Source organism: Vreelandella venusta, assembly GCF_007989605.1.
Classification (GTDB): domain Bacteria; phylum Pseudomonadota; class Gammaproteobacteria; order Pseudomonadales; family Halomonadaceae; genus Vreelandella; species Vreelandella venusta.
This window is the reverse complement of the sequence record NZ_BJUL01000009.1, coordinates 1-24,317: the sequence shown is the minus strand read 5'-3', so window position 1 is coordinate 24,317 and position 24,317 is coordinate 1. Positions and strand designations below refer to the sequence as shown.

Below are 24,317 nucleotides of genomic sequence, written 5' to 3'. Positions count from 1 at the left end.
TGAGAGGAGAACACCATGGCTCAAATGAAATTTATGTGTGACGCCGAGCGCTGTATCGAGTGCAACGGCTGTGTCACCGCCTGTAAAAATGCCAATGATGTGGAGTGGGGGATTCAGCGTCGCCGAGTGGTCACACTTAACGACGGCGAAGCGAATGAGATGTCGATTTCAGTGGCGTGTATGCACTGTGACGACGCGCCATGCATGGCGGTATGTCCGACTGACTGCTTCTATAAAACTGACGATGGCATCGTGCTGCACGATAAAGACCTGTGCATTGGTTGTGGCTACTGCCTGTATGCGTGCCCCTTTGGCGCACCGCAGTTCCCACAACAAAATGCATTTGGCGAGCGCGGAAAAATGGACAAATGCACATTCTGTGCAGGCGGCCCCGCCGAGAGCAAAGAGGAGGAGTACGAGAAGTACGGCTCCAATCGCATCGCCGAAGGCAAGCTACCGCTATGTGCGGAAATGTGCTCTACCAAAGCCCTGCTGGCTGGTGATGCGCAAGATGTTGCCGATATTTTTCGTCAGCGTGTCGTTCATCGTGGCCATAAAGATGGTGCTTGGTCGAATAACCCCCAGGCCAGCACTGACAACCTTGCCTACGATGCTGCCCGTAAAGGGTGAGGAGGCGTGTCATGACAACGATGACCACGACCACAATAACACCAGAGGCGCCTGCGCTAGCACTCTGGGGAAGGGCGTTTTTCCAGCGCTGTTGGCGTATCGGCATACTATTACTGCTGCTGGCTGCCAGCCTTGGCATGTCCCAGCTAGCGGTTGCCCAGGCTGACACTGACCGCGAGATGGTGACCGCGGCTCCTGGTATTAGTGCCGATCAGTGGCGTCAGGTGCGCAGTGGCGAAACAGGGCCTAACTACCGCGACTCGCGCTTTGACAGCACCTATAGTCTGATCAATTCGAGTGGCGAAACCTGGCGACAGATCCGAAACCGTTGGGTCTCGCCGTTTGGTTTGATTGCGATTGGTGGGATGATCGTGTTGATTGCGCTGTTCTACTTTATGGTTGGGCGCAAACATCTCGATGAGCCGCGCACAGGGCGTAAGCTTTTGCGCTGGTCGTTGCTAATGCGTTCGCTGCACTGGACTGTTGCCACCCTGTTTATCACCTTGGCATTAACAGGGTTGAACCTACTGTTTGGTAAGTTTGTGTTCCGCACGCTGTTTGGCGACGCCGTCTGGGCATGGATGATCTCAGCTTCCAAAGTGCTGCATAACTATCTTGGCCCGATATTCGGTGTGCTACTCGTTGTGCTGTTAATCAGCTTGCTGAAAGACAATATTCCTAAGAAGCATGATTGGGTATGGTTTAAAAAGGCCGGTGGATTAACAGGCAAGCACCATCCTGACGCGGGTTTTGCCAACGGTGGCGAAAAAGCGTGGTACTGGCTATTAGCTACTGCTGGCTTGGTGGTGATCGCGAGTGGTTTTGTGCTCGACTTCCCTAACTATGGTCAAGGTCGCGATACCATGCAGTGGGCCAACATCATCCATGCGGTGGGTGCGCTTGGGTTGACGGCTGTCGCGCTAGGCCATATCTATATTGGGACTATCGGTACGGAAGGCTCATTGGAAGGTATGACTACTGGCTATGTCGATGAAACCTGGGCCAAAGAGCACCACAATTTGTGGTACGAAGAGGTCAAAGATACCGCCATGAGCGAAGAAGAAATCGCGGCACACAAAACGGGTAGCAGCAGTAGCGATATTTCTGTTACCAAACCTGGCTAGCTGGGTTGCTTAATTGCCACTCGACACCGCCTTTGGGCGGTGTCTTTTGTTATGCTGCTCTAAAGCTACTTGATAAGAGGATCACCAATGTCAGCGTTTAATGAATTTGACCAAACGACGCGTACAGAGCTAGAAGCTGCCGCGTTTCGTCGTTTGTTACAGCATTTAGACGACAATAAGGATGTTCAAAACATCGACTTGATGATTCTGGCAGATTTTTGCCGCAACTGTTTATCGAAATGGTTGGTGTCTGCCGCTGAATCGCGCAATGAAGCTCTCAGCTACGAAGAAGCTCGAGAGTACGTATATGGCATGCCCTATAGTGAATGGAAGGAGCTTTATCAGCCGCCTGCGACTGCCGAACAGAAGGCTGCCTGGGAAGCGCATCATGCTAAAAAGCAAGCAGCCAAATAGAGATAACGCTAATGAGTGAGCCAATGGTACCTCTTAAAGTCGCCGTGCTGACGGTCTCTGATACACGCACGAATGAGACTGATCGCTCCGGCCAAGCGCTGGTGCAGCGTCTGACCGACGCTGGGCACAGCCTGGCGGAGAAGCGCATCGTGCCGGATGACGTCTACCAAATTCGTGCGATAGTCGCTCAGTGGATTGCCGATGCAAACGTACAGGTGGTGATTACCACGGGTGGTACAGGTTTTACTGGCCGAGACTCTACGCCTGAAGCTATTTCGGTACTGCTGGATAAGCGTATTGAAGGCTTTGGCGAGCGTTTTCGCCAACTGAGCGGGGAAGAGATCGGTAGCTCTACTATTCAGAGCCGTTGTCTCGGCGGTCTAGCCAATGCTACGGTCGTGTTCTGTTTACCGGGTTCAACCGGCGCCTGCCGTACCGGGTGGGACGGCATTCTGGCCGAGCAGTTGGATAGCCGTCATAAGCCTTGTAATTTCGCCAACCTGGTTATCCCAGGCCGGGGGCAGCATGGCTGAACTACAGCCGATAAGTGCCGCGCTTAAAGCGCTGCTGGCCGACGTAAGCCTTGTTGGCACCGAGAGCGTTCCACTAGACGCCGCTGCTGGGCGCGTGCTGGCCGAAGCCGTTACCGCTCAGTTGGACGTCCCGCCGTTTGATAATAGCGCAATGGATGGCTATGCACTGCGTGCCAACGATGCGGGCAAGTGGTTGCCTATCAGCCAGCGTATTGCGGCAGGCAGCCCTGCAGTGCCGCTGGCGGAAGGCAGTTGCGCACGGATTTTTACCGGCGGTGAGATCCCCCCAGGGGCCGACTGCGTGGTTATGCAGGAGCGCGTCGAAGTTGCGGATCATCAAGCTTTGATGCCTACCGACATACCCAGTGGAGACAACATTCGCCTTCAAGGGCGCGATGTGCGCCGAGGTCAACCACTGTTGGCGGCGGGCGAGAGGCTCGAAGCGGCGGCGTTGGGCCACTTGGCAGGCCAGGGCGTTACTGTGGTAAGTGTACGTCGCCGTCCTCGCGTTGCGCTGCTCTCTACGGGTGATGAGATTATTGATCCAGGCACGTCGTTAAAGCCAGGTCAGCTCTATAACTCCAATCGGCCGATGCTGAAGAGACTGTTAGAGACGTTTGGCGCGGAGGTGGTCCAGCTTGTGAGTGTGCCGGACGATTTCGGCCAGACCGTTGCGCTGCTCACAAACGCAGCGGCGGACGCCGATGTGGTGGTCAGTACGGGTGGTGTTAGCGTGGGTGAGGAAGACCATGTTAAAGCTGCGCTTGAGTCGCTGGGCCAGTTGGATATGTGGAAGCTGGCGATTCGCCCAGGAAAGCCGCTGGCGCTGGGCCGTTTGCCACGCGAAGACGGCAGTGAAGCGCGCTTTGTAGGACTGCCGGGTAACCCTGTTTCCGGGTTTGTGGGCGCGTGGTTGTTTTTACGACCGTTGATGGGAGCGTTACTGGGGTGTGCGACGTTGAGCGCCTTACCTACGCTGACGGCCTCCGCTAATTTCACTACTCAGACCGGCCCTCGCCAGCATTATATGCGTGTTGTGCTGCGTTTTAGTGAAGCGGGCATCATCGCCGATGCCTTTGAAGACCAAAACTCTGGCGTGCTGTCATCCTGCATTAGTGCAGATGCGTTAGCGGTGATTGATCCGCACCAGCAGGTAGACAAAGGCACGTTGATTCGCTGTTTATGGTTGCAGCGTTAGCGCTGCGCCATCGAATAACAAACGTATCGTTTGGTTAGCCATCGTCAAGCCTCGTAGGGCGGGGCTGACGTGGCGTGCGGCAATTAAAGAGGGTAATGGAAACAGCTCGGTTATCGGTGTGTTGGCTAAGACAACGTCGCCATTAACGCCTAGCTGCCAAGCGCCGTTGGCATCCTCAAGGGTTAGCCAGTGGGTAGGTGCGATACTCAACTGTGGCGCGTTAAGTAACAGGCACTCGGCATTCGCGCATCGCGGTAGGTGGCTCGATTTCGCTAACCCCGAGACGTGGCGCGCTTCGATGGCGGCGAGCGTATGACCAGCACTAAATAGCACTAACGCAACGTGTGTCGCTGCGTCTAAGGAGTGGTCTGGCGCGCTAATGGCCATAGGCTTACCCTAAACCTTGTTGATAGGCGTTGAATAAAGCAGCTGGATCCAGCAGGGCAATGGCCGCGCTGCCTCCTTCAGAATCGTTTTTAGTCTCTTCTTTGCCACTTTCTGCTGGCGTTGCATCAGGTTGCCATAGTGCGCTCACATAAGGCATTAGCTGGCTGGCGAGAGTATCCGGTGCCGGTTTCAGGGCACTGACCGGGATGTCGCAAACATCCTCTAAACAATCGATGCGCACGGCACTGCGAATGCCCGCGGCGGTTACGACTAACAGCATGCCCGTTTGCTCCGCAGGGGGGAGACCGAGAAGTGCCTGTAGGGTCACTACCGATTCAATGTTGCCGCGCAAGTGAATCACGCCTTCTGTGGAAGCAGGCAGTCCAGGCACGAAATAAACTGGCTGATCACCATTCAAAATTTCATTGACCGCACTGCCTGGTAAAGCGAACCTTTGCCCTGCTAGGCGAAATAACACCAGCTGCTGGCAAGGTTCGTCCACGTCAATAATCGCATCATCGCTACTCTGACGCGCTAGTGCCTCTTCGAGAGAGAGGGACTGGTCGTCACGCTGTTGGTGAGGGGAGGTCATTGTTTTTTTACACCGGGTGGCTTCGGTTGTGCTTTCCTGTCTGCATCGTTCTCGTTATTCGTTACCACTTGGTTGCGCCCCTGCTGTTTAGCTAGATAAAGTGCCTGATCGGCGCTAATGAGTAACGCTTCAGTGGAAAGCTGGCTGGGGAAACTGCTAACACCTGCACTGAAGGTGCAGCGAAAGCGCTCTGCGCCCGCATGAAAATCTACCTGTTCGAAATCGTGGCGCAGTTCGTCAATAAGTTCGGCTGCGCGCTGTGCGGTAACGCCCTTTAGTAATACGACAAACTCTTCACCGCCATAACGCCCGATGATATCGGATGCACGCAAGCGGGTTTTTAGCAGCCGTGCTAGCGTGATAATGACCTGGTCGCCTGCTAAATGGCCGTAGGTATCATTGACCGTTTTAAAATGGTCAATGTCGAGCATGGCCATCGCATGCTGGCTACTTTCACGATATGCCTGCGTGAGTGTTTTATCGATAAGGTCGGTTGTGGTGCTATGGTTATAAAGCCCTGTCATACTGTCCTGGGTCATCAGCGAGCGCAGTAAGTGTAGACGTTCGGCACGCAGCTTTACCGCAGATACGAGCTCGCCAGGGGTAACCGGCTTGGTAATAAAAGCTTCGACGCCCGCCGTCATCGCCAATAACTGCTTTTGGCTGTCTGTTTCGCTAGATAGATAAATAATGGGCAGGCCAATATGGGCGGATTGCTGGCGGATAATCGTCGCTAGCTCTTCACCTGAACACACCGGCATATACACATCAATTAACAGTAAGTCAGGGCTGAAGCGTTCTATGGCGCTCAGCGCGTCAGCAGGGTGATGCACCTGCTGAACAATCATACCGGCCTCTTCTAGTATCAATGAGTGGTAAGTTGCAGCATCAGGCTCATCATCGACTACCAACACACGCAGCGGTTCTTCATCTAAGGGGCTAGTGAGCTCGTCAATCACTAACATTAAGTCCAGCGGCTTAATGGGCTTGGTAAAGTAGCCATTACAACCAGCTCGAGCAGCGCTCAGTCGTGAATAAAAGTCACCGTGGGACGACAGTACGATGGCGGGTAATTGTTCCCCGATTAATTTATTGAGGCTGGTCAGCGTTTCAGTACCCGCAGTGTTACCTTGCGGAAACTGTACATCCATGATGATCGCGTCGGGGCGGCGGGTAATAACCGCATTAAAAAATGACGCTGTATCTTCAAAATGAACCACTTCATGGCCAAAGCAGCGAAGATGATGTAGCAACTGGTCGACTTGGTCAGGCTCATCGTCGCATAAATAAATAAGCCGCTGGCGTTGGCCGAGTGACTGTGGTGCTACTGATGGGAATTCGACGCTGTTGAGAGATGTCAGAAGGGATTGCTGACCATGCTGTGACTGTAAGTACTTAATCTCTTCATTGAGCTGCTGAAAAAGCTGATGAATCAGGCTGTTTATATCATTAACGGCCTGGTCATCAAGAGCATGGTCAGCGGAAGCAGAGGCTCCTTTGAGGAGCTCTTCACCTTGATCTGCCAACAGAGCAATCCGTTCAAAGCCCAGTGAGCGTCCGGTACCTTTTAAGCTATGGAAAAAGCGGTGAAGTTCTGGGGCTAAGCGTGACCCTGCCTCAGTTGAAAGTCGGCTTTGTTGCCACTTTGTTGCGGTTTGCTGTAAACGTGCTGGTAGCTGCTCAATAAAGCGTTGGCGCAGCTGGTTCAGCTTTTGTTGCAATGTCGGGGCAGATGGTGACATCAGACTACCTGTTCATGTGGGCGAACGGTGCGCTGTAATGCAAATGGACAATGTTCAACTGTTGAGCGCTTGAGTCACGGCATTGCCTAACGTGGATTCTAGCTCCGCATCTTTTTGCAGGCAGGCGTTTAAACCAGGCGTCTGGATAAGGGTTGAGTTAGGCGAGTCACCTGTGAGCAAAATAAAAGGTAAGGTAACGTCTTGTTCACGCAACATTTCCAAGAACTCTATCCCATTGATGAGCGGCATATGCATATCGCTAACAATAAGCGCGATATTGTCCAAACTATCTAATAGCTGCGTGGCCTCCATGGCATCATTGGCCATGACCGTTGTATAGCCCTGGAACTCTAGCAGCGTTGCTGTCATTTCACAGGCCAACGGGTCGTCATCTACGACCAATATTTGCATGATTAACCTCCGTCATGGTGAGTACTTAGCCGAGTAGCGCTTTTAGCGTATCCACCAAGTTATTCTGATCAAAGCTGCCTTTGACAATATACGCGTCGGCGCCCACTTCAATGCCGCGACGACGGTCTGCTTCTTTTTCGCGTGATGTGATAATGATAATAGGCTTATAACGATAAATCTCATTTTCTCGCAGACTCGCAGTGAGTGCAAAGCCATCCATGACAGGCATCTCAACGTCGGTGAGCACTGCATCAAACGAGTCAGCCAGGGCTTTGTTCAAACCATCCCGGCCATTTTCTGCCAGGGTGACCTGATATCCCCAAGCTTCTAATACATCTTTTTCAATTTCCCGGGTATTTAGAGAGTCATCGACGACCAGTATACGATGTGTCTGTGGCGGTTGATCCGTTTTAGCGAGAGCTTTGGGAGCATAACGGCGCGAGTGTTCCAGCAGTGTCGGCACGTGTAATAGGCTAACCAGCGTATTGCGCCCTAGCGTAACCATGCCAGAAACCAGTGGTAGGTGGCGCAAGTGTGTGGGTAGCGGCTTGATTACCATATCGCGTTCATCCACCAAGGCATCAATAATTAGCGCAAGTTTTTGATGACGTTGATGTACGACAAGTAACAGTAAGTTGTCAGCATCAGTGGGTGTATAGGGAAGTTCCAATAGCTCCGCAAGTGAAACGACCGGTACGAACTCGTTACGCAGGATCAATGTTTTTTGCCCAGCAGCATCAATAAAATCCGTTGATGCATGCTCTACAAGCTCTGACACATAAGGTGCTGTTACACCTAGCGTGATAGCACCCACATTGATCAGCAGAACCCGCATCATGGCTAGCGATAAAGGTAGGCGCAGGGTAAAACAGGTGCCTTTGCCTGGGTGACTGGTTAACTGTAAATCACCGTTGAGTTCGTCAATCACCGTTCGCTTGACGACATCCATCCCCACGCCACGACCAGAAAAGTCGGTAATCAAGGGTTTGGTTGAGAACCCAGGTAAGAAAATAAGTTCTAAGGTTTCCTGCTCGGTTAGGGTGAGCAGCAGCTCTTCACTGAGTAATTGCTTGGCGAGCGCCTTATGCCGTACGGCCTCAAGGGAAATACCTGCGCCGTCATCACGCATTTCAATCACTACCCAGCTACCGTCTTGCCATGCCTCAAGTGATAGCTGCCCCCGTGACGGTTTGCCTGTTGCCTGCCGTTCAGCGGGTGTTTCCAGGCCATGGTCTAACGCATTCCGCAGTAGATGAATGAGCGGGTCTGATAGGCGATCTATCATCTGCCGGTCAAGTTCAATCTCACTGCCGTGAACACGGCAATTAACTTGTTTGCCTAGCGAATGGGCAAGGTCTCTGGCCATTTGGGATAAGGGGTCAAACACCACGCTCAGCGGTAGCATACGCATTTGCAGAGCCCGGTCATGAAGGTCGCTCATTAGACCGTCGTGGGAAAGCACACTGTCCTTCAGCTCGCGACTAAAAGCGTTAAAGGAGGCCTGCTGTTCTTTGGGTAACGAGGCGCCAAGGCTGTGTGCCTGCTCTACGAGTGAGTGCAGATGATGGTGGCCTGATAATACTTCTCCCATCAGACGAATAACGTCATCTAGGCGGTCAAGACGCACGCGTACCGTATCTGTTAAGCGCAGTTCTTGAGTCGGAGGTGCAGAACTTTTCATTGTCGATGGCGCGGCGCTGAGGGCTGCGCTCTCGGCTTTGTCGTCCTCGGACACGCTTGTTTTAGGCGAGGGCTCCGTGGGCTGCCTTCCCGCCGCAGCGTTTTCCAGGGCCTGGCAAAGCTGACCGTCGGCGTCCGTGAGCTCTGCTGGAGACGTACCTTGGGCAAGCTGGCTAACTAGGTCAGACAGCGCGTCCGTGGCTTGATTAAGCAGGCAGGTGACATCAGGTGTAGCGGTTTGTGTTCCATCGCGTAGTGCGCTGAGCAGCTCCTCTGTACTGTGAGCGATCGCCGTTATGGGCGTCAGCTTTAGCATGCGCGATGAGCCTTTAAGCGAATGTGCTGCACGAAACAGCTCATTGATACGCTCTTGATGGGAGTCGCCTTGCTCTAGGGCCTCAATGCCCTCCCTTAACCGGGGTAAGTGGTCTGATGCTTCTTCAATAAAGCGCTGAATAAAGCGTTTAATATCCAGTGCCATTACCCTACTCCCTGTGTCGTTGCTTGTGCGCCAAGGTAGCAAGTTGCCAAGAAGTAGGCATCCCCCGGAGGAATAGGCGGCGTAATGACACTCAATCCACCATCCGCCTGTTTTGACGCATCCAGTAGGCGAATAACCGCCGCATAGCCGCGATTACGTTGTCCAGGAGCATCGTTAAGCTCTCCTAGTCGAAAAAGCTCGGCTTGAAAAAAGTGAGCTGGCCAGCACTCAGGAGCAACGTAAATGGCGCGCTTAAAGTAGTCGTAAGCATCGGTAAAGTTTTGCTGCCAACGAGCGACTAAACCCGCCAGCAGTAACGCATCCACACTCCAAGGTTGCTGTGCTAAAAGGTCAGAAAGTAGCGCGGCTGCTTCTGAAAATGCGTTCTGGTTGAGTAAATGATGAGCTTGCTGCAAAGCCGCGTTAAACGATGTCATCGGCTGCTTGTGCTCAGGTGCATTTTCTGCCGGTTGTGAAGGTGTCTTTGGTAACACCGGTGGGGTTTCTGACAACACCGCTGGGACTTCTGGCAACACTGGCGGGGCTTCTGGCAACCGCTCGTCGTTATAGTGTGATTCATCATTGGCAGGTAAAGCGCGGGGCAGCGTGCTCTCTTGAAAAAAGAACACCCCTTGAGCCTGATGCAGTTCCAAAATGCCCAGGTCGTTGCCTAATGTTTCAGTGACACCACACATCAACACTCCATGTGGTTTCAGTAGCTGCTTCAGGTGGCGTTGTATATCGCGCCGGGTCGATTCGTCAAAATAGATCGATACGTTACGAAATAGGATGACGTCGAAGGGGCCAAGCTGGTCAGCGTCTGGCTGTAATACATTGAATGAGCAAAAGGTGACCCAGTGGCGAAGCGCATCATCTATTTTGAAGCGTCGACCCTCTGGGCGAAAATAGCGGTGTTTAAGCGCAGGTTTCAGTGTCCGAAATGACATGCCGCTGTAAATGCCTTTTTGGGCTTTACTAAGAACCTGCTGATCAACATCTCCTCCCGTAATATGAAAGAGTTGCTTGGCGCGCTCTCCGTAGCGCTCAAACAGCGCAATAGCGACACTGTAAGGCTCTTCACCTGAAGAACATCCTGCACTGAAAATAGCCAATGGCTTACCTTCTTCAGCCAATCGGCGAGGAAGATAGGTATCGGCTAACCAGTGGAGTGCTTCAGGCTCCCGGTAGAAGTAGGTTTCGTTTACCGTTAACTGACTAATAAAGCGATCAAACATCGCTTCGTTTTGCTCTAGGTGCACAATGAGCTTTGAGGTATCGCTAATGTCGGTGTCGGCCTGAAGTGCTTCCACGGCTTTGACGAGCCGGGCTTCAGCGAGGCCATCCAAGTGCAAACCGCAGCGGCGATGCACCAGATCTTTGAATGGCGTCAGCGAGCTCATAGTGATTTCGTCCAGGTAGACAGCCGTTGCTCACGGGTCTCACGAATGAGTCTGCCAGGAAGCTCATCAAGGGAAACAACATGCTGGATAACGCCGGCACTAACCGCTTCTTGGTTCATGCCATAAATCACCGAGCTGGCTTCGTTTTGGGCAAAGGTGCAGCCGCCCGATAAATGAATAGCGCGCATACCGCTAACGCCATCACGTCCCATACCCGTTAAAATCACCCCGATAGCCTCTGAACCATAAACATTCGCGACGCTCGTTAACAAAACATCGCAGTTGGGGTGGTAAAGCGAATGATCTGGGCTCTGCTGTAGTTGAAGGCGGTGAGATGGCGTGACACGCAAGTTGCGTTCCGATGGCGATAGATAAATACAGCCTGGCTTAAGCGGTTCACCATGCTGAGCAACGCAAACCGGCATTGCGCAGAGCGATGCCAGCCAGTGTGCCATGCCTTCAATAAAGCCATGGCTGATATGCTGGGCAATCACTATTGGTGCAGGAAAGTTGCTCGGCAGCTTGCTAAGTAGGTGGGCGAGTGCCTGCGGCCCACCGGTTGAGCAAGCAATGGCGATAATGCGCTGAAAAGCCTTCGGCCGATGATGGTGGTTAACCGGTGGTACGTTTACCGGCGCAACGGTCATGGTGGATGTTGACCGGCGCCGTAGGCGAGTAATAACGGCCACTCCTGAAAGGAGCCGGACGCGCGCGAGTAGTCGTTGTGCGTCTTCATCATCCAGGGTCGGCTTCTGGATCACTTCTAGCGCGCCAACATCAAGTGCTCGGTAGGCCGTTTCAGCATCAGAACGATCGCTTACCACCAGGATAGGAACCCCTTTGGTATGCATAATTTCTTCAATGGCGCTGAGGCCGTCCATGACCGGCATATTCAGATCCATTGTGATCAACTGCGGCGATAAACGGCGGGCAAGTTCCACTGCTTCGCGCCCGTTACTGGCCTCACCAACAATCTCAATATCGCCATCGCGGGTGAGGATGTCGCGCAGCACGTCACGTGCCAGTTGGCTGTCGTCCGCCATCACTACCCGAATTGCACTCATCGCAGCGTCCTCACGAGGGGCGTTGGTGGTTTGTTTCCTGGTGAGCCAAAGTAAACTCCTGCACCAGTGCATTTAGCTCTGCCGACATGTTGATCATATCTTGGCTGATCTCGGTAATACTGCGTACTGACTGTGCATTACGTGAGCTGGCTGTATCAATATCGCGTAAGGCAATAACCACCTGATTACTAGCAGTTTTCTGCTGTTGGGTTGACAATGATATTTGCTGCGCTGCGCTACTGGTTTGGCTCGCTGCTTTGAGTAGTGCATCCAGGTCTTGAGCGGTATTAATACTGACCTCAACGCCTTTCTCTATCGAAGATGCTCCCTTTTCAGAGGCGACAACTAAACGATTTATCGCATTTTGAATTTCTTCGGTATGGCCCTCTATCTCTTGTGTTGAGTCAGTAACGCTATCTGCCAAGCGACGTATTTCGTTTGCCACAACAGAAAAACGGCGACCTGACTCGCCCGCACTTGATGCCTCTAGGGCGGCATTAAACGCAATCAGTTTAGTTTGTGCAGCGAGAGTATTAATCAGCTCCATGACTTTGCTGATTTGTTTCGACTTAGCACCCAGTGCCATGATTTCTGCCAGGCTCTGTTCGCTGTCGCTGCGAATATCCTGCATTTTTGCCTGCAGCAGTTGCATCGCTGTGCTGCCTTTGCGGCTGCGCTCAAGCGTTTGGTTAGCTACTTCTACCACAGATTGCGAATGATCAGCGATTTGTGTGGATGAGGTTGAAAGCTCCTCCATGGTCGAGGTTATCTCAGCCACTGATGAGGCCATTTCTTCTACGGCGGCGGCCATCGTCTGGTTCGCTTCATGATTGATGTCCCCGCCTTGAATGCCCGACAACCCTGCCGTTTGCGCTAAACGATCAGCCACTTGAGTAAGTGCCAGTGCGTTGTTGGAGACCGCCATAATGGTTCGAGATAAGCGTGCTAGCAGCTCGTTAGTCTGATTCGCTAAATCGCCAATTTCAGCCTGATCGTCGGTGTTTACGCGGCGGGATAAATCTAGGCTGTTGGTAATCTCTTTAAGCTGGCGTTGAAGACGAGTGAGAGGGCGAATCAAGCTGCCAGTCAGTGGGTATAACGTAATTAACCCACCTAAAAGGATCAAAAATCCGAAGCTCGTCGATGCAAAGAATCGCTCTCTGATGGAGCTTAAATACTCCTCTTTAGACACTTCAATCATCAGGTAGCGCTGCAGTTCGGGCAACCAGAGCGTAGAAACTAGAAAAGTGTGATTATCACGTTGGATTTCGTGTACACGAAGTTCGTGTTCGTCTTGCAGCAGGCTGCCTGACTCCTGGCTTTGAAGAGCGGCAAGTGACGTCTCATCACTGCGAATAAGTAGTTCGCCTTCCGCATTGAGTAGCGCGGCGCGGCCGGTTTCGCCTAGCTGAAAGCCTTCAATTAGCTGTGCCAATCGAGAGAGATCGAGCCCTGCTCCAGCAACAATGATAGGGCGGCCATTGGGTGCTTGTTCACGGCTGCGGAAATTTAAAAAGACAAACGCCTCTTCTGTTGAAAAATTATCGCTGTCTAGGTTTAGGTTATAAGCAGCATCGCTGTCAGTAAACTGATAGTACCAGTCATCATCGCCGCCGGGTGCTTGTAGCCTGCGCTCGAGAAACTCTCCATTGCGGTACTGGAAGTAGTAGCCGCGCCCTTGATACTGAGCCGTGATAAATAATAGTTCAGTGTCGAGCTGTTCCATCAAGCGTGACAAATAGCGCATGATATCCGGCTGGTCGGTGTCTGGCATCCCGTCGCGTACCCACCGCTCAATGAAATAGCTGTCGGCTAGGCTTTCTGACAGCGCTAGTGCTGGACTCAACCTAAGCGTTAGGCGGGTAGCAAGGCCCTCTACCTGAGCAGGCAGCTCTACGTTTAGCAGGTTTTCCAAGCGCGCCTGGCTATGCGAACGAGCCTGCAGGTAGAGCGCTAGCAACATGGCCAGTGCCAATACCGTTCCAAATGAGACAAACAGTCGTAACCGTAATGGCAAGGATTTCCAACGCGCTGTCATTATCGCTTCTGCTCCAAGTTAACTGGTGACGCTAGTAGTAGGAAAGTGCTAACACTGATTGCTTAGCGTTAAATAACGTTACAAGAAGCCTATCATATGACGATTTCAGCGGCTTTTATGAAAGCTGTCCAGTTTTCTCATTAACGCTACACCACGCGACAGGCAAATGCTGTGGCAAAAGTGCTGCACTTTGCGATGGAATTAAGCATCGAGGCTATTGAGCGGGGCGACTCTGTGGCCGCCCAGCAGGCACTGAGCGACCATGTATTGATTCAGGGCGAGCGCTTTAGCGATTTTGTTTCCAGCGTACGCAGGATGGAGTCGCCATTGAAAGTAGAGAAAACGAACTGAGCCTAATAGATCGTTTTTATAACAATGTCCGAATCGGTGGGGTAATGGTCCTTGCCGACATTGGGCGTAGCGCTGACACTCTCTCATGCTTCCATATCCCGTTAGCGGAGAGAGACTGTGACTCGCCACGTTGTGCTATTTGCTTATCCTGACTGCCAACTACTGGATGTCAGTGGCCCTTGGCAGGTATTTGCCAGCGCCAATGCGTTAAGCCCTCAACCGCTCTATCAGTTGACGCTGGTTGCCGATATCGTTGGCCCAGTAGCCACCAACGGCGGCTTAGCCGTGCATGCGACGCACAGCTACCACCAGCTTAAGCATTTACTGCCCCTGGATACACTATTGGTGGCGGGCGGCAGTGGCGTGATGCAGCAGCGTGACATAGCCGCTGTGAAACAGGTGCTTTGTAATGTCGCCCCTGAGGTGAGACGGTTTGGATCTATCTGCTCTGGGGCATTTTTGCTAGCCGCAGCAGGGCTGCTGGACGGCTGCCACGTCACCACCCACTGGCGCCATGCAGCTCAATTGGCCGAGGAGTATCCCGCGTTAAGCGTTGAGCCTGATGCACTGTATATCGAAAGCAACGGCCGTTACACCAGCGCCGGTGTAACGGCGGGAATTGACTTGGCGCTGTCGCTGGTAGAGGCAGATCACGGTGCTGATCTAGCCGGGAGAGTGGCTCGCGAGTTGGTGGTGTTTTTACAGCGTCCGGGTGGGCAGTCTCAGTTCAGTGAGATACTGCGCCACCAGCAAGAGGCGGGGCCGCTGCGCCGCTTGCTGGATCAACTCCACGCCGATCCCAGTGCCGATCACGGGCTTGAGAGTATGGCCGATCTAATGGCGGTCTCCCCGCGCCATTTAACCCGGCTTTTCAGGCGCTATCTGAATACTACTCCGGGTACCTACCTGACCCAACTACGCCTTGAGCAAGCACGCTTGGCGCTACTCAACGAGCGCGAGCAGTTGCCACTTGAGCGGCTAGCGCAGCGCTGGCGGTTGGGCGGCGCAGAGCAGTTACGCCGCCAGTTTCAGCGCTACTATGGAGTATCCCCCTCGATCTATCGCCAACGCTTTGCTTCTTCCCATACTAATGCCGCGCAGGAGAGTTCCTCATGCCTTTAGCCGTCACTCTATTATCGCTCTGTCAGGCGCTGCTGGTAACTGGCAGTGTCTTGTTGATCGCCGTATCACCGCTGATAGGGGCGTCCTTGGCCCCTAGCGCGTCATGGTCGACAGCGCCTGTTGCTACCCAGTGGCTGGGGCTAATGTGCGCCACGATACCTGCCTCGCTAATCATGGCTAGGTTGGGGCGAAAGCGTGGCTTTATGCTGGGCAATATCGTGGGATTGGTAGGCGCACTGGTTGCCGTCCAGGCACTGATGGATGAGCGTTTTGGACTGTTCCTGCTAGCCACTTGGCTGGTTGGCATCGGCATTGGCTTTGGTCAACTGTATCGCTTTGCCGCAGTAGAGGCCGCTCCGGCATTGATGCGAGACCGGGCGATTGGTCTAGTGATGGGAGGCGGTGTGCTGGCGGCGTTTGCAGGGCCGTGGCTGGCCAGAGTGAGCCGTGAGCTGGGCGAGGTGCCGTTTCTGGGCAGTTTCGTGGGTTTAGCGGTGCTCTATGCACTGGCATTAGTGGTATTAATGCTGACACGGTTACCGCCCGCTTCTCGCACCCACTGCGAAGGCAGCGCACTGCCGCTAGGGAAGATACTCCGCCAGCCCGGATTTATTGTCGCGGTGAGCGCTGCAATGGTCGGCTACGGTGTGATGAACCTGGCGATGACTGCCACACCGCTCGCCATGGAGGGAGCCGGGCACCACTTTAACCACGTTTCAATGACTATTCAGTGGCACGTGGTAGCGATGTTCTTACCTTCCTTCTTTACTGGCCATTTAGCCGCCCGTTTCGGTGCTAAACAGGTCATTGTGGCAGGTTGCCTGCTGCTGGTAGCCAGTGCTTTGGTTGCTCAGTGGGGAATCGGTTTAGTTGGTTTCAACGTGGCGCTGATTTTGTTGGGCTTGGGCTGGAACTTTACCTTCCTACCTGCCACCGGGCTGCTCACCGAGAGCTACCGCCCGGTGGATAAAGCACGCACCCAGGCCGCCAACGAGTTTCTAGTGTTTGGCACCGCGGCGGTGACCGCCTTGTTTGCGGGGCCTTTGGTTAGCGGATTGGGCTGGGCAATGCTTAACCTACTGCTAATCCCCATCGCGCTGGTGCCCTTGGTGGTGCTGGTGTGGCAGCACCGAATCAGCTTGGCAAGTGCTTAAAAATCTCCCGGTGCGCACTGCAGGCAGGTAAGTCCGAGTGCGCGCCATTGGGCGACGACCGCGTCACGATCATCCAACACCAGCCAAGGTGCAAAGCCGTCGTTACGCATTTGATTAAGTAGCGCGGCTTTTACCTCTTCATCATCTACATGATCATCGCCTTGCGGGCGTAGGTACATCGCATCAAAGGGAATGGTGTGGCGCTCTAACCAGCGCTGAGTATGCTCCCGGTGGCTATCCGGGCGGCCGCTGCAAATCACGATTTGCTGTCCTTGGGCCTTCAGGATCTTAACCAGCTTGGCCACCGCGTCGATCACCGGCGCTTCAGCCATATGGGCAAAAAAAGGATCCCACTGCTTGGCGGGGCCAAGAACCCACTCATGTACGTCGGTGGGGTGGAATTCGGCAAGCGTGCCGTCAACATCAACAATCACTGCGGACATTATTAATTTCCTAAACGGTTAAATAGGCGGTAGGGCGCGTGGCCGTATGCGGTTGAATCTCTAGGGTGTGATGGGTGCGTAGTCGCTGTCCCAGGCGTTGACGCCATTCGCTTAAACAGTTGCCAGTCAGCGGAGTAAATAGCGGTACTACCTGAGTGGCAGCTAGCTGATCGGCAAGCGCTACCAGATGGGAGGCGCGCAGATGAACATTCCAGCGTTGCCAGCTTATCTCGCCTGCGGCGAGCTGAACTTGGCGTTCGGGTGTTAAGTAACCGGTGTGCAGTAGCTGGTAATTGGGCCATTGGCCTGGCGTATCATTGCGGTCACTAACCAGCCGCAGCGCTGGCTGCGGAGCATTCTGCCGTTCTAGCAGTGCGCTAATCGCACCGTCGAGGCCTGGGCGGCGTAAGTCGCTGGGCAGTGCTAACAGTGCGGCGAGGTTATCGCGAATAATCAAGTCAATGGCGAAAGGGAGTTGACGACGGTCGGCCACTTCCGATAGCCACAGGGCCATTTCCAGGGCGCGCCCCGTTTCAGGTACCGGTAATACTAACGGCTGGTCAAGCTGCAGACGAATAGCCTGCACGCAGCTTTCCTGGGGTTGATCGTAGGTGCCATAGGAAGCGTCCAACAACGCCGTATGTGCAGGCGGCGGTGTATCGAAAGGAAACAAGCGGGATTCAAAGCAGGCGTCGCCGCTGTAGAAAATGCCGCCATCTACGTCCAGGTGCAGCCAAACGCCACCCAGCGAGTGTCCTGCCTGGCCGGTGGTCACCTTGATACCGTCGACCATAAGGCTTCCGCGTGCTGGCAAAGGCTGCCAAGCACGGTGTTTAGGCAATGTGTTGGCGACTAAGGGCGTGCAGTAGAGCGGAATGGTATCGGGCAGTTCAGCAACGCCACCGATATGGTCAATATGGTCGTGGCTAATCAGAATAGCGTCTACGTCCAAGCCATCTGCCCAGGTGATAGGTTCCCCAGGGTGCAGCGCGCCTCCTGCGTCCAGCAGCAGCCGTTTGCCGTTGGTTTCGACCACGATAGCAGCAGGGCCTTTACCCCCCAGCCCGCTTAATAGATGAATACGAGTGCTCATTGGTCAGGCTCCAGACACCAGCCTTCCAATAGCCGCAGCGCGACTTGTTGGCCCTCTTCAAGCGCTTGGTGATGGTAAGCCAGCAAGGCTTCGCCGCTGGGCAGGCGCAGGTGCAACTCGTAGCGTTCACCACGAAATGTTAACCGCTCGACACGCCCAGTGAGGTCATGCTCATTGGGAGCCTGAGCGTCTACGCGAATATGCTCGGGGCGAACTAGGACGGGTTGACGTGCAGTTTGGGCGCGGGGGTTGTGTGCCGCAGCCAGCCCTTGCATTAGGGCGCTTTCTGTTAGCCGCTGCCCTGGTACGCCGTTGGCAATGGCCAACTGGCTACCTTGGCCGATAAAGCTGGCCACCCATTCGCTGCGCGGTTGGCGATAAAGCGTTTCGGGCGTTGCCCACTGTACTAGCTTACCGTCGCGCATGACGGCAATACGGTCCGCCATCGCCATAGCTTCGCTTTGATCGTGAGTGACGTACACCATCGTCGCACGGGTGCGGCGGTGGAAATCCACAAAACTGTGCTCCATGGAGGCGCGCAGGTTACGGTCGAGATTGGCCAGCGGTTCATCCAGCAATACAACCGCAGGGTCGGTCACTAGACAGCGGGCGAGCGCGACCCGTTGGCGCTGGCCACCGCTAAGCTCCTGTGGCGAACGCTGTGCATAGGGTTCCAAGGCTACCTGGGCCAGTGCATGAGCAACTCGGCGTTGATACTCACTGCCCTGGATGCGGCGCAGTTTGAGTGGGTAACCGACGTTGTCGGCCACGCTCATATGCGGCCAGAGCGCGTAGGACTGAAACACCATCGCCATGTTGCGCTGTTCTGGTGGTAAATGGTGATGGCGGCTGGCGAGCAGCGTATCGTTCAGACGTATTTCGCCGCCAGTGACATTTTCGAACCCCGCCAGCATACGCAGCATAGTGGTTTTACCGCAGCCGCTGGGACCCAGCAGTGCCACAAACTCCCCTGGCGCAATCTCTAGCGAGAGATCATTGACCGCGCGATGGCCGCCAAACTGTTTGGTGACCTGTTGAATTGCTAGCCCTGCCATGGCACGACTCCTTTGGGTAAACGAGGGGCGAGCAGGCTGAGCGACAGCATCAGCGTGGCGACCATCAAGACCACCAGTACCGATACCGCCGATGCCAGCACGCTTTCGCCGCCCTCATCAAGGTTAAAAATCAATACGCCCAGGGTTTCGTTGCCGGCGCTCCAAAGCAGTGCCGATACCGTCAGCTCGTTCACCGCCAGCAGGAAGACCAACAGTCCCCCGGCAAATAGCGATGGTGCAATCAGCGGCAGTACGATCGTGGTTAGCCGCCGCCAGGGGCCTGCCCCCGCCAGTTGTGCGGCTTCTTCCAAAGAGGGATCAAGTTGGGCCAAGCTGGCGCTAACGGGTTTGAGGCATACCACTAAGAAACGCGCTAGATAGGCCACGAAGATCAGCCCAAGCGTGCCGTAGAGCGCTACATTGATTAGCGGCAGTGGGCGTACGAACAGCAAAATGCAGGCGATCGCCAGCACCACACCAGGCAGTGCGTAGGGCAGTTCAATAGCGCTGAGCGTCATCTGCTGGAGACGGGGCGGGAGTCGCTGCAGGCGATATGCTAGCGGCAGGCTGCACAGCATAAGCACCAGCGCGGCACCGCCTGCTAGCCATAGGCTGTTGCGTACAGCGCGCCAGGTGGCGCCTTGGCGGCCAATCACTTCGTGATAAGCGTTTAACGTCACGCTATCGAAGCTAAGGGGAACGCCCATGGCGGGTACCAATGAACTGACCACCAGTGCTGCCAGTGGCGCGACGAGAATTACCAATAAAACGCCGACAAGTACCGTCGTCACCGCTGGCCGAAAGCGGCCCAGGGTAAAGTCATGAGAGCGACCGCTATGGCCGCCTAAGCCAAAGCGGCTGCGATTCATCCAGTATTGCTGCAAGGCAACCCCTGCCAGTGCCAGCACACCAATCAATAACGATAGCGCCGCCATTTCCGCCAGCACGCCAGTACCAAAGCTAGCCATACGCTGGTAAATCAGCGTTGGTAACACGTAGTAGCCCGCTGGAATCCCCAGCATGGCAGGGATGCCGAAGTTGCCCAGGCTAGAAATAAACGCCATCGCCGCCCCGGCAATTAAACCGTGCCGAGTGACTGGCAAAATAATCTGTCCCCAGACTTGGGTCTGGCGCGCGCCGCTGATGCGGGCCGCTTCAATAAGCTCGCGGGGGAGTGAGATCAGTGAGGTACGCAGCGCTAAAAAGACCAGCGGTGCGCTTTGAATTCCCAGCAACAGCGCAATGCCTTCCGCTGAGTAGAGCGGCTGGGGGCTGCCCAGCGGCGGCGCCATACCAATGCTTTTCAGCAACGGGCTGGCGGGGCCGAACAGCTGGAGCCAGCTCAGCGCCGTCACCTGAGGGGGAATCATCATCGGCAGCATAAAGCAGAACACGAGCCACGCTTTGCCACGGATGTCGGTTAGGGTGATCACGAAGGCGAATAGGCTACCCAGCGTCAGAGCAATCAACATGCCAAGACCTGAGGTATACACACTGTGCCACAGCGCTCGCCAGGTACTCGCTGCGTTAAGCACCTTCCATAGCGGTGATTCGCTGCCCTGGCCAAGGTCACTAAGTGCCTCAGCCAGTAGCCGCAGGCTAGGCGCTAGGCTTAATAGCACCACCGTGAGCGTGATTAGGCTGAGCAGCCAGCGATGCTGGCTGCCAACGTTAAGCGACGGTGTCATGGTTAGCCGCCAAACAGGTCGCTAAAGCGCTGCTTCAACGTCTCTTCCTGCTCCAATGCTTGCTCAATATTGATCGGCATTAGCTGGATAGCGTCACGAGCGGGAAAACCTTCAGGCGGTGCAACCGTCGGGTGGGCAGGCAAGTAGCCCTGCTGGCTGACGAGTTCTTGGCCTTGTTGGGAAAGCACGAAATCGACAAATTTCTGCGCGGCATCCGGGTTGTTAGCACCCTGCATGATTGCGACAGGCTCGGTGACCGCACTAACGCCCTCGGTGGGGAAGACAAACTCAACCGGTGACCCCTTGGCGGCCTCGCGAATCGGCAGGAAATCTACCACGATGCCGTAGGGCTTCGTGCCTGATGCAACGGCATTGAACACGCCGCCATTCCCGCCCTGGGCTTCTGCACGATTAGCTTGTAGCGCCTCGTAGTAGCCCATTCCAAGGTCGGGGTTGTCGCTGAGCGCGGCCATATGAATCAGCGCTGCGCCGGAATAGAGCGGGCTTGGCATTGTGACCAGACCTTCATAGTCAGGCCCCGTCAGATCTTGCCAACTCTGCGGCTGATGCTCGGCAGCGGTGTTATACACAATCCCTGTGGTGATCAGTTTGGTGCCGTAGAAGTAGCCTTCCGGATCGTATAGTGACTCATCATAAGCCTCTCGCTCTGGGCTGAGGTAAGGCTGTAAATGGCCCTCTTGCTTGAGTGAGGTCATGGTCATGCTGTCAGCAATTAATAGTACGTCTGGATTGCTGACACCCGCGGAAAGCTCCGAGCGTAGGCGAGTCATCAGGCGAGTGGTGCCATCGCGTACCCACTCCACCTCAATATCAGGATAGGCAGCCTGAAAGGCATCGACGGTTTGCTGGGCATCGCTATTCGGTTGGCTGGTATAGAGCACCAATTTGTCATCAGCGAGTAGTGACGACGATAGAGCAAAGCTTGCAAGCGTAACGGCAGTGCACAGTGAGCGCTTCAACATCGTAAAACCTCCAGTAGGTGAACACCGATCACACTACTGTCATCGCCTTACAACATCATGACACTACGCTTTCGTTTGATGGCGGCAGGCTTTCGCCTGCTAAAAAAAGGCTTTCGTTCCTAAGGTGGTCGCCAACGTGAAGAAAATAATGGGCTTAAACGAGCGCCGCCGTGCCGTGTTGGCACAGGTGCGCCAGCAAGGTCGTCAGCCCCTGGAATCGCTAGCTGACCAGTTTGATGTGTCGATACAAACGCTGCGTGGGGATGTTCGTGTCTTGGCTGAGCAAGGGCTGGTGTTACGTCGCCACGGGGAAGTGTTGCCGTTTCCCGATCAGGAGAATATTGGCTACGATCAGCGCCAAATCGTTAATCAAGCGGGTAAGCGTCAGATTGCCCGCCAAGCCGCTTCGCTGGTTCAGCATCACCAGTCGCTATTTTTAGGTACTGGCACCACGGTAGAGCAACTGGCTGACGCCTTACGCGATAAGCAAGGTCTGCAGATTATGACCAATAACCTGCACGCACTCATCAAGCTGTGCACCATGGAATGCGAGCTGGTGGTAGCGGGTGGGCGGGTACGGCGCCGTGATCAAGATGTGATTGGCGGCGATGCCTGGCGCTTCTTTCAACGCTACCGGGTGGATGTCGGCATTGTCTCCGTGGGCGGCATGGACAGTCATGGCCATTTATATGATTACAATGATGACGAAGTCATGGCCCGCGAAGCACTGCTATCCCATGCTGCATATCGCATTCTGGTGCTGGATAAAACCAAATTTGACCTGCCGCTGCGCTGTGCCGCTGGCCAGCTTGCTGACTATCATGCGGTGATTACTGATAGCCCGCTACCGGATAGGCTGCGCAGCCCTTTGGCTGCGCAAGGGGTGAGGTTCTTGTGTTAAGTCCGTTTTAAGCATCGTGGTCGGTATCGGGCAGTTGCTTGAAGTAGATATAACGATGTAGGCGGATTGTTGGACGAATCAGCAGCTGTATACTGCCAATCAAAAAGAGCCAAACGCCGACAGTTTGTATCGCGCCGTCATAGAAAAAACAGATACTGCCGATAACAAACCAAATACCAATCATAAAGTCGTTCATTATGCTTAGTACTTCATAACGACGGTGAACAATCAGCTCGCGGTGACCCATAGTGAATGTCCAATCGTTTGTTGATGGATCTTGCTGACGCTGCATCGTGCTCTCCTTGTCGTCGGTTGCTGGGCTAATCGTGTTATGACGGTTTCGCTGCGCTTGCGTATGAAGGTGTTTGACAACCATTCCCCAGTGTGACAAATAAAAACGCATTTTCGCGAGGAATAACATGGTGGCACACGAACAGACCTATCAAGCGTTAGAGGTAGATACTCTGGCCCAACGGTTGGGGAGTGTTGAGGCAGTGGCAAGCCGAGTGGGCGCTAACCCTGAGCAGTGGCAGATCCGCGAAGTAGGGGATGGCAACCTAAACCTAGTGTTTATTGTGTCGGGAAGTGCGGGAAGCGTGGTGGTAAAACAAGCGCTACCCTATGTTCGTATGGTCGGTGAGAGCTGGCCACTGCCACTTTATCGCGCCCACTTTGAATATTACGCCCTAGTGCGCCAAGCCCAGCGTGCGCCGGGCATCGCCCCTGAGGTGTTCTATTTCGACAAGCCCCAAGCGCTGATTGTCATGGAGTACCTTTACCCGCATACGATTCTGCGTCGCAAGCTGATCAACGGTGAGCGGGTTAACCTGCTTGGCGAAACCATCGGTGAATTCTGCGCGCGCATGGCGTTTCGTGGCTCGGAGCTCTCCTTAAGCAGCCCTGAGAAGAAAGCTGACGTTGGGCTTTTTTCAGGCAACGTGGCGATTCCTGCGATTACCGAATCTCTGGTATTTACCGATCCCTATTATGGCGCTGAAATGAATCGCCATACGCCGGAGCTGTCGCCGGTAGTGGATGAACTGCGCCGTAATACACGCTTAAAAGCTAAGGTACAGCGGCTGTTGATGAAGTTCACCGCGAACACGGAAACCATGTTGCACGGTGATTTGCACTCTGGGTCAATTATGGCCACCGAGTCGGATGTGCGGGTGATTGATCCCGAGTTTTCCCAGTATGGGCCAATGGCCTTTGATCTAGGCATGGCCGTTGCTAACTTCCTGATGGCCTATTTCAGCCAGCCCGCCCACCGCCAAGCCGATGAGCTTGCTGCCTACCAAGCGTGGATTCTTGACGTGATTAAAGCGTGTTTTACCCGCTTTGATGCCGAGTTCCGCCACCTGTGGCAAACCGAACGCACCGGCATTCTGTTCCCCCGGGCGCTGTTTGAGGCGCAGGGAAACAGTGCCGATGACGCCTGCGATGCGCTGCTTGAAGAGATTCGCCTGGATGCACTAGCTTATTGCGGCATTGAAATGCACCGTCGCGTTTTATCGCTGGCCCATAACGCTGACTTTGAAGAGATCGAAGACACCGCACTACGCGCTAAGCTGGAAGCACGCAATGTGCTGATGGGCCAAGCGTTAATTATGCAGCCGGAGGCTTACTGTGATCTTGCCGCGCTGGCGGATTTAGCCAGGGCGTATAACCAGCAAGAGATGTTATAAACGCTTACCCCTCTCGATATAATCGACTTCTTGATAATGGCGCTGTGGCTGATCCGGCCTCGGTGCCAACCTCGGCACCGCTAGCGCGCTGCTTCCGCGGGTGCGCTGACGCTACATAATGAGCCCGACTTAACTATTGTTAAGCCCC

The 24,317-nt window shown here is 54.4% G+C and carries 24 protein-coding genes; 10 read left to right on the top strand and 14 right to left on the bottom strand.

Annotation, left to right across the window (positions count from 1 at the left end; all coding sequences use genetic code 11):
* Nucleotides 1-15 precede the first annotated feature (15 nt).
* From fdh3B to HVE01_RS11735, 5 genes are all read left to right on the top strand, one after another.
* Nucleotides 16-630 (top strand): formate dehydrogenase FDH3 subunit beta, encoded by a 615-nt coding sequence (gene fdh3B / locus HVE01_RS11755; protein WP_146944294.1) that lies wholly within the window; start codon nucleotides 16-18, stop codon nucleotides 628-630.
* Nucleotides 631-641: 11 nt separating this feature from the next.
* Nucleotides 642-1,754 (top strand): formate dehydrogenase subunit gamma, encoded by a 1,113-nt coding sequence (locus HVE01_RS11750; RefSeq protein WP_146944292.1) that lies wholly within the window; start codon nucleotides 642-644, stop codon nucleotides 1,752-1,754.
* Nucleotides 1,755-1,841: 87 nt separating this feature from the next.
* Complete coding sequence (locus tag HVE01_RS11745; RefSeq protein WP_125751833.1) at nucleotides 1,842-2,168, top strand: DUF1244 domain-containing protein; 327 nt, start codon at nucleotides 1,842-1,844, stop codon at nucleotides 2,166-2,168.
* A gap of 11 nt (nucleotides 2,169-2,179) precedes the next feature.
* On the top strand, nucleotides 2,180-2,701 hold the full coding sequence (gene moaB, locus HVE01_RS11740; RefSeq protein WP_146944290.1) for a molybdenum cofactor biosynthesis protein B: 522 nt from the start codon (nucleotides 2,180-2,182) through the stop codon (nucleotides 2,699-2,701).
* Nucleotides 2,694-3,899, top strand: coding sequence for a molybdopterin molybdotransferase MoeA (locus HVE01_RS11735; protein WP_146944288.1), 1,206 nt, complete (start codon nucleotides 2,694-2,696; stop codon nucleotides 3,897-3,899). The genes moaB and HVE01_RS11735 overlap by 8 nt, the downstream gene beginning before the upstream one ends.
* Here HVE01_RS11735 and HVE01_RS11730 read toward each other — a convergent pair.
* From HVE01_RS11730 to HVE01_RS11695, 8 genes are read right to left on the bottom strand one after another with little or no spacing between them, the layout of a single operon-like run.
* On the bottom strand, nucleotides 3,882-4,286 hold the full coding sequence (locus HVE01_RS11730; protein ID WP_146944286.1) for a hypothetical protein: 405 nt from the start codon (nucleotides 4,284-4,286) through the stop codon (nucleotides 3,882-3,884). The two genes, HVE01_RS11735 and HVE01_RS11730, sit on opposite strands and share 18 nt — an antisense overlap.
* A gap of 4 nt (nucleotides 4,287-4,290) precedes the next feature.
* Nucleotides 4,291-4,878 carry a chemotaxis protein CheW gene (locus HVE01_RS11725; RefSeq protein ID WP_146944284.1) on the bottom strand — a complete coding sequence of 196 codons (588 nt, stop codon included), beginning with the start codon at nucleotides 4,876-4,878 and terminating at the stop codon, nucleotides 4,291-4,293.
* On the bottom strand, nucleotides 4,875-6,620 hold the full coding sequence (locus HVE01_RS11720) for a diguanylate cyclase (protein ID WP_125751818.1): 1,746 nt from the start codon (nucleotides 6,618-6,620) through the stop codon (nucleotides 4,875-4,877). Before HVE01_RS11720 ends, HVE01_RS11725 begins: the two co-directional genes overlap by 4 nt.
* 54 nt (nucleotides 6,621-6,674) lie before the next feature.
* The gene (locus HVE01_RS11715) at nucleotides 6,675-7,031 is read right to left on the bottom strand and encodes a response regulator (RefSeq protein ID WP_125751815.1); all 357 of its coding nucleotides are present in this window, start codon (nucleotides 7,029-7,031) and stop codon (nucleotides 6,675-6,677) included.
* A gap of 25 nt (nucleotides 7,032-7,056) precedes the next feature.
* Nucleotides 7,057-9,192, bottom strand: a complete 2,136-nt coding sequence (locus tag HVE01_RS11710; RefSeq protein WP_146944282.1) for a hybrid sensor histidine kinase/response regulator — start codon at nucleotides 9,190-9,192, stop codon at nucleotides 7,057-7,059.
* Nucleotides 9,192-10,592: a CheR family methyltransferase gene (locus HVE01_RS11705; RefSeq protein ID WP_125751808.1), complete on the bottom strand. Its 1,401-nt coding sequence runs from the start codon at nucleotides 10,590-10,592 to the stop codon at nucleotides 9,192-9,194. The genes HVE01_RS11710 and HVE01_RS11705 overlap by 1 nt, the downstream gene beginning before the upstream one ends.
* Nucleotides 10,589-11,656: a chemotaxis-specific protein-glutamate methyltransferase CheB gene (gene cheB / locus HVE01_RS11700; protein ID WP_125751805.1), complete on the bottom strand. Its 1,068-nt coding sequence runs from the start codon at nucleotides 11,654-11,656 to the stop codon at nucleotides 10,589-10,591. Before cheB ends, HVE01_RS11705 begins: the two co-directional genes overlap by 4 nt.
* Nucleotides 11,657-11,666: 10 nt before the next feature.
* Nucleotides 11,667-13,694: a methyl-accepting chemotaxis protein gene (locus tag HVE01_RS11695; protein ID WP_146944280.1), complete on the bottom strand. Its 2,028-nt coding sequence runs from the start codon at nucleotides 13,692-13,694 to the stop codon at nucleotides 11,667-11,669.
* Between the two features lie 171 nt (nucleotides 13,695-13,865).
* Here HVE01_RS11695 and HVE01_RS11690 point away from each other — a divergent pair, with 171 nt between their 5' ends.
* The 3 genes from HVE01_RS11690 (at nucleotide 13,866) to HVE01_RS11680 (ending at nucleotide 16,321) form a co-directional block, all read left to right on the top strand.
* Nucleotides 13,866-14,045, top strand: coding sequence for a hypothetical protein (locus HVE01_RS11690; protein WP_146944278.1), 180 nt, complete (start codon nucleotides 13,866-13,868; stop codon nucleotides 14,043-14,045).
* Between the two features lie 117 nt (nucleotides 14,046-14,162).
* On the top strand, nucleotides 14,163-15,167 hold the full coding sequence (locus tag HVE01_RS11685) for a GlxA family transcriptional regulator (RefSeq protein WP_146944276.1): 1,005 nt from the start codon (nucleotides 14,163-14,165) through the stop codon (nucleotides 15,165-15,167).
* Nucleotides 15,158-16,321 (top strand): MFS transporter, encoded by a 1,164-nt coding sequence (locus HVE01_RS11680; protein ID WP_146944274.1) that lies wholly within the window; start codon nucleotides 15,158-15,160, stop codon nucleotides 16,319-16,321. The genes HVE01_RS11685 and HVE01_RS11680 overlap by 10 nt, the downstream gene beginning before the upstream one ends.
* On the opposite strand, the gene HVE01_RS11675 is transcribed toward HVE01_RS11680, so the two are convergent.
* From HVE01_RS11675 to HVE01_RS11655, 5 genes are read right to left on the bottom strand one after another with little or no spacing between them, the layout of a single operon-like run.
* Nucleotides 16,318-16,764: a phosphatase domain-containing protein gene (locus HVE01_RS11675; protein WP_146944272.1), complete on the bottom strand. Its 447-nt coding sequence runs from the start codon at nucleotides 16,762-16,764 to the stop codon at nucleotides 16,318-16,320. The genes HVE01_RS11680 and HVE01_RS11675 overlap by 4 nt on opposite strands.
* Before the next feature lie 10 nt (nucleotides 16,765-16,774).
* Nucleotides 16,775-17,857 carry an MBL fold metallo-hydrolase gene (locus HVE01_RS11670; protein WP_146944270.1) on the bottom strand — a complete coding sequence of 361 codons (1,083 nt, stop codon included), beginning with the start codon at nucleotides 17,855-17,857 and terminating at the stop codon, nucleotides 16,775-16,777.
* Nucleotides 17,854-18,912, bottom strand: a complete 1,059-nt coding sequence (locus HVE01_RS11665) for an ABC transporter ATP-binding protein (RefSeq protein ID WP_125751790.1) — start codon at nucleotides 18,910-18,912, stop codon at nucleotides 17,854-17,856. The genes HVE01_RS11670 and HVE01_RS11665 overlap by 4 nt, the downstream gene beginning before the upstream one ends.
* Nucleotides 18,900-20,600, bottom strand: a complete 1,701-nt coding sequence (locus tag HVE01_RS11660) for an ABC transporter permease (protein WP_125751787.1) — start codon at nucleotides 20,598-20,600, stop codon at nucleotides 18,900-18,902. The genes HVE01_RS11665 and HVE01_RS11660 overlap by 13 nt, the downstream gene beginning before the upstream one ends.
* A gap of 2 nt (nucleotides 20,601-20,602) precedes the next feature.
* Nucleotides 20,603-21,583 (bottom strand): ABC transporter substrate-binding protein, encoded by a 981-nt coding sequence (locus HVE01_RS11655; RefSeq protein ID WP_125751784.1) that lies wholly within the window; start codon nucleotides 21,581-21,583, stop codon nucleotides 20,603-20,605.
* A 148-nt stretch (nucleotides 21,584-21,731) separates the two neighbouring features.
* Here HVE01_RS11655 and HVE01_RS11650 point away from each other — a divergent pair, with 148 nt between their 5' ends.
* Nucleotides 21,732-22,484, top strand: a complete 753-nt coding sequence (locus HVE01_RS11650; protein WP_125753816.1) for a DeoR/GlpR family DNA-binding transcription regulator — start codon at nucleotides 21,732-21,734, stop codon at nucleotides 22,482-22,484.
* A 7-nt stretch (nucleotides 22,485-22,491) separates the two neighbouring features.
* Here the strand turns inward: HVE01_RS11650 and HVE01_RS11645 are convergent, their stop codons facing one another.
* Nucleotides 22,492-22,776: a YrhK family protein gene (locus HVE01_RS11645; protein ID WP_125751781.1), complete on the bottom strand. Its 285-nt coding sequence runs from the start codon at nucleotides 22,774-22,776 to the stop codon at nucleotides 22,492-22,494.
* A gap of 127 nt (nucleotides 22,777-22,903) precedes the next feature.
* Between HVE01_RS11645 and mtnK the strand changes: the two genes are divergently transcribed.
* Complete coding sequence (gene mtnK, locus HVE01_RS11640; protein ID WP_213017541.1) at nucleotides 22,904-24,169, top strand: S-methyl-5-thioribose kinase; 1,266 nt, start codon at nucleotides 22,904-22,906, stop codon at nucleotides 24,167-24,169.
* The last annotated feature ends 148 nt before the right edge of the window (nucleotides 24,170-24,317 follow it).

Excerpts from the sequence above, each read along its gene's own strand:
- fdh3B (WP_146944294.1), top strand. The coding sequence starts at position 16 with ATGGCTCAAATGAAATTTATGTGTGACGCCGAGCGCTGTATCGAGTGC.
- HVE01_RS11750 (WP_146944292.1), top strand. The coding sequence starts at position 642 with ATGACAACGATGACCACGACCACAATAACACCAGAGGCGCCTGCGCTA.
- HVE01_RS11745 (WP_125751833.1), top strand. The coding sequence starts at position 1,842 with ATGTCAGCGTTTAATGAATTTGACCAAACGACGCGTACAGAGCTAGAA.
- moaB (WP_146944290.1), top strand. The coding sequence starts at position 2,180 with ATGAGTGAGCCAATGGTACCTCTTAAAGTCGCCGTGCTGACGGTCTCT.
- HVE01_RS11735 (WP_146944288.1), top strand. The coding sequence starts at position 2,694 with ATGGCTGAACTACAGCCGATAAGTGCCGCGCTTAAAGCGCTGCTGGCC.
- HVE01_RS11730 (WP_146944286.1), bottom strand. The coding sequence starts at position 4,286 with ATGGCCATTAGCGCGCCAGACCACTCCTTAGACGCAGCGACACACGTT.
- HVE01_RS11725 (WP_146944284.1), bottom strand. The coding sequence starts at position 4,878 with ATGACCTCCCCTCACCAACAGCGTGACGACCAGTCCCTCTCTCTCGAA.
- HVE01_RS11720 (WP_125751818.1), bottom strand. The coding sequence starts at position 6,620 with ATGTCACCATCTGCCCCGACATTGCAACAAAAGCTGAACCAGCTGCGC.
- HVE01_RS11715 (WP_125751815.1), bottom strand. The coding sequence starts at position 7,031 with ATGCAAATATTGGTCGTAGATGACGACCCGTTGGCCTGTGAAATGACA.
- HVE01_RS11710 (WP_146944282.1), bottom strand. The coding sequence starts at position 9,192 with ATGGCACTGGATATTAAACGCTTTATTCAGCGCTTTATTGAAGAAGCA.
- HVE01_RS11705 (WP_125751808.1), bottom strand. The coding sequence starts at position 10,592 with ATGAGCTCGCTGACGCCATTCAAAGATCTGGTGCATCGCCGCTGCGGT.
- cheB (WP_125751805.1), bottom strand. The coding sequence starts at position 11,656 with ATGAGTGCAATTCGGGTAGTGATGGCGGACGACAGCCAACTGGCACGT.
- HVE01_RS11695 (WP_146944280.1), bottom strand. The coding sequence starts at position 13,694 with ATGACAGCGCGTTGGAAATCCTTGCCATTACGGTTACGACTGTTTGTC.
- HVE01_RS11680 (WP_146944274.1), top strand. The coding sequence starts at position 15,158 with ATGCCTTTAGCCGTCACTCTATTATCGCTCTGTCAGGCGCTGCTGGTA.
- HVE01_RS11675 (WP_146944272.1), bottom strand. The coding sequence starts at position 16,764 with ATGTCCGCAGTGATTGTTGATGTTGACGGCACGCTTGCCGAATTCCAC.
- HVE01_RS11670 (WP_146944270.1), bottom strand. The coding sequence starts at position 17,857 with ATGAGCACTCGTATTCATCTATTAAGCGGGCTGGGGGGTAAAGGCCCT.
- HVE01_RS11665 (WP_125751790.1), bottom strand. The coding sequence starts at position 18,912 with ATGGCAGGGCTAGCAATTCAACAGGTCACCAAACAGTTTGGCGGCCAT.
- HVE01_RS11660 (WP_125751787.1), bottom strand. The coding sequence starts at position 20,600 with ATGACACCGTCGCTTAACGTTGGCAGCCAGCATCGCTGGCTGCTCAGC.
- HVE01_RS11655 (WP_125751784.1), bottom strand. The coding sequence starts at position 21,583 with ATGTTGAAGCGCTCACTGTGCACTGCCGTTACGCTTGCAAGCTTTGCT.
- HVE01_RS11650 (WP_125753816.1), top strand. The coding sequence starts at position 21,732 with ATGGGCTTAAACGAGCGCCGCCGTGCCGTGTTGGCACAGGTGCGCCAG.
- HVE01_RS11645 (WP_125751781.1), bottom strand. The coding sequence starts at position 22,776 with ATGCAGCGTCAGCAAGATCCATCAACAAACGATTGGACATTCACTATG.
- mtnK (WP_213017541.1), top strand. The coding sequence starts at position 22,904 with ATGGTGGCACACGAACAGACCTATCAAGCGTTAGAGGTAGATACTCTG.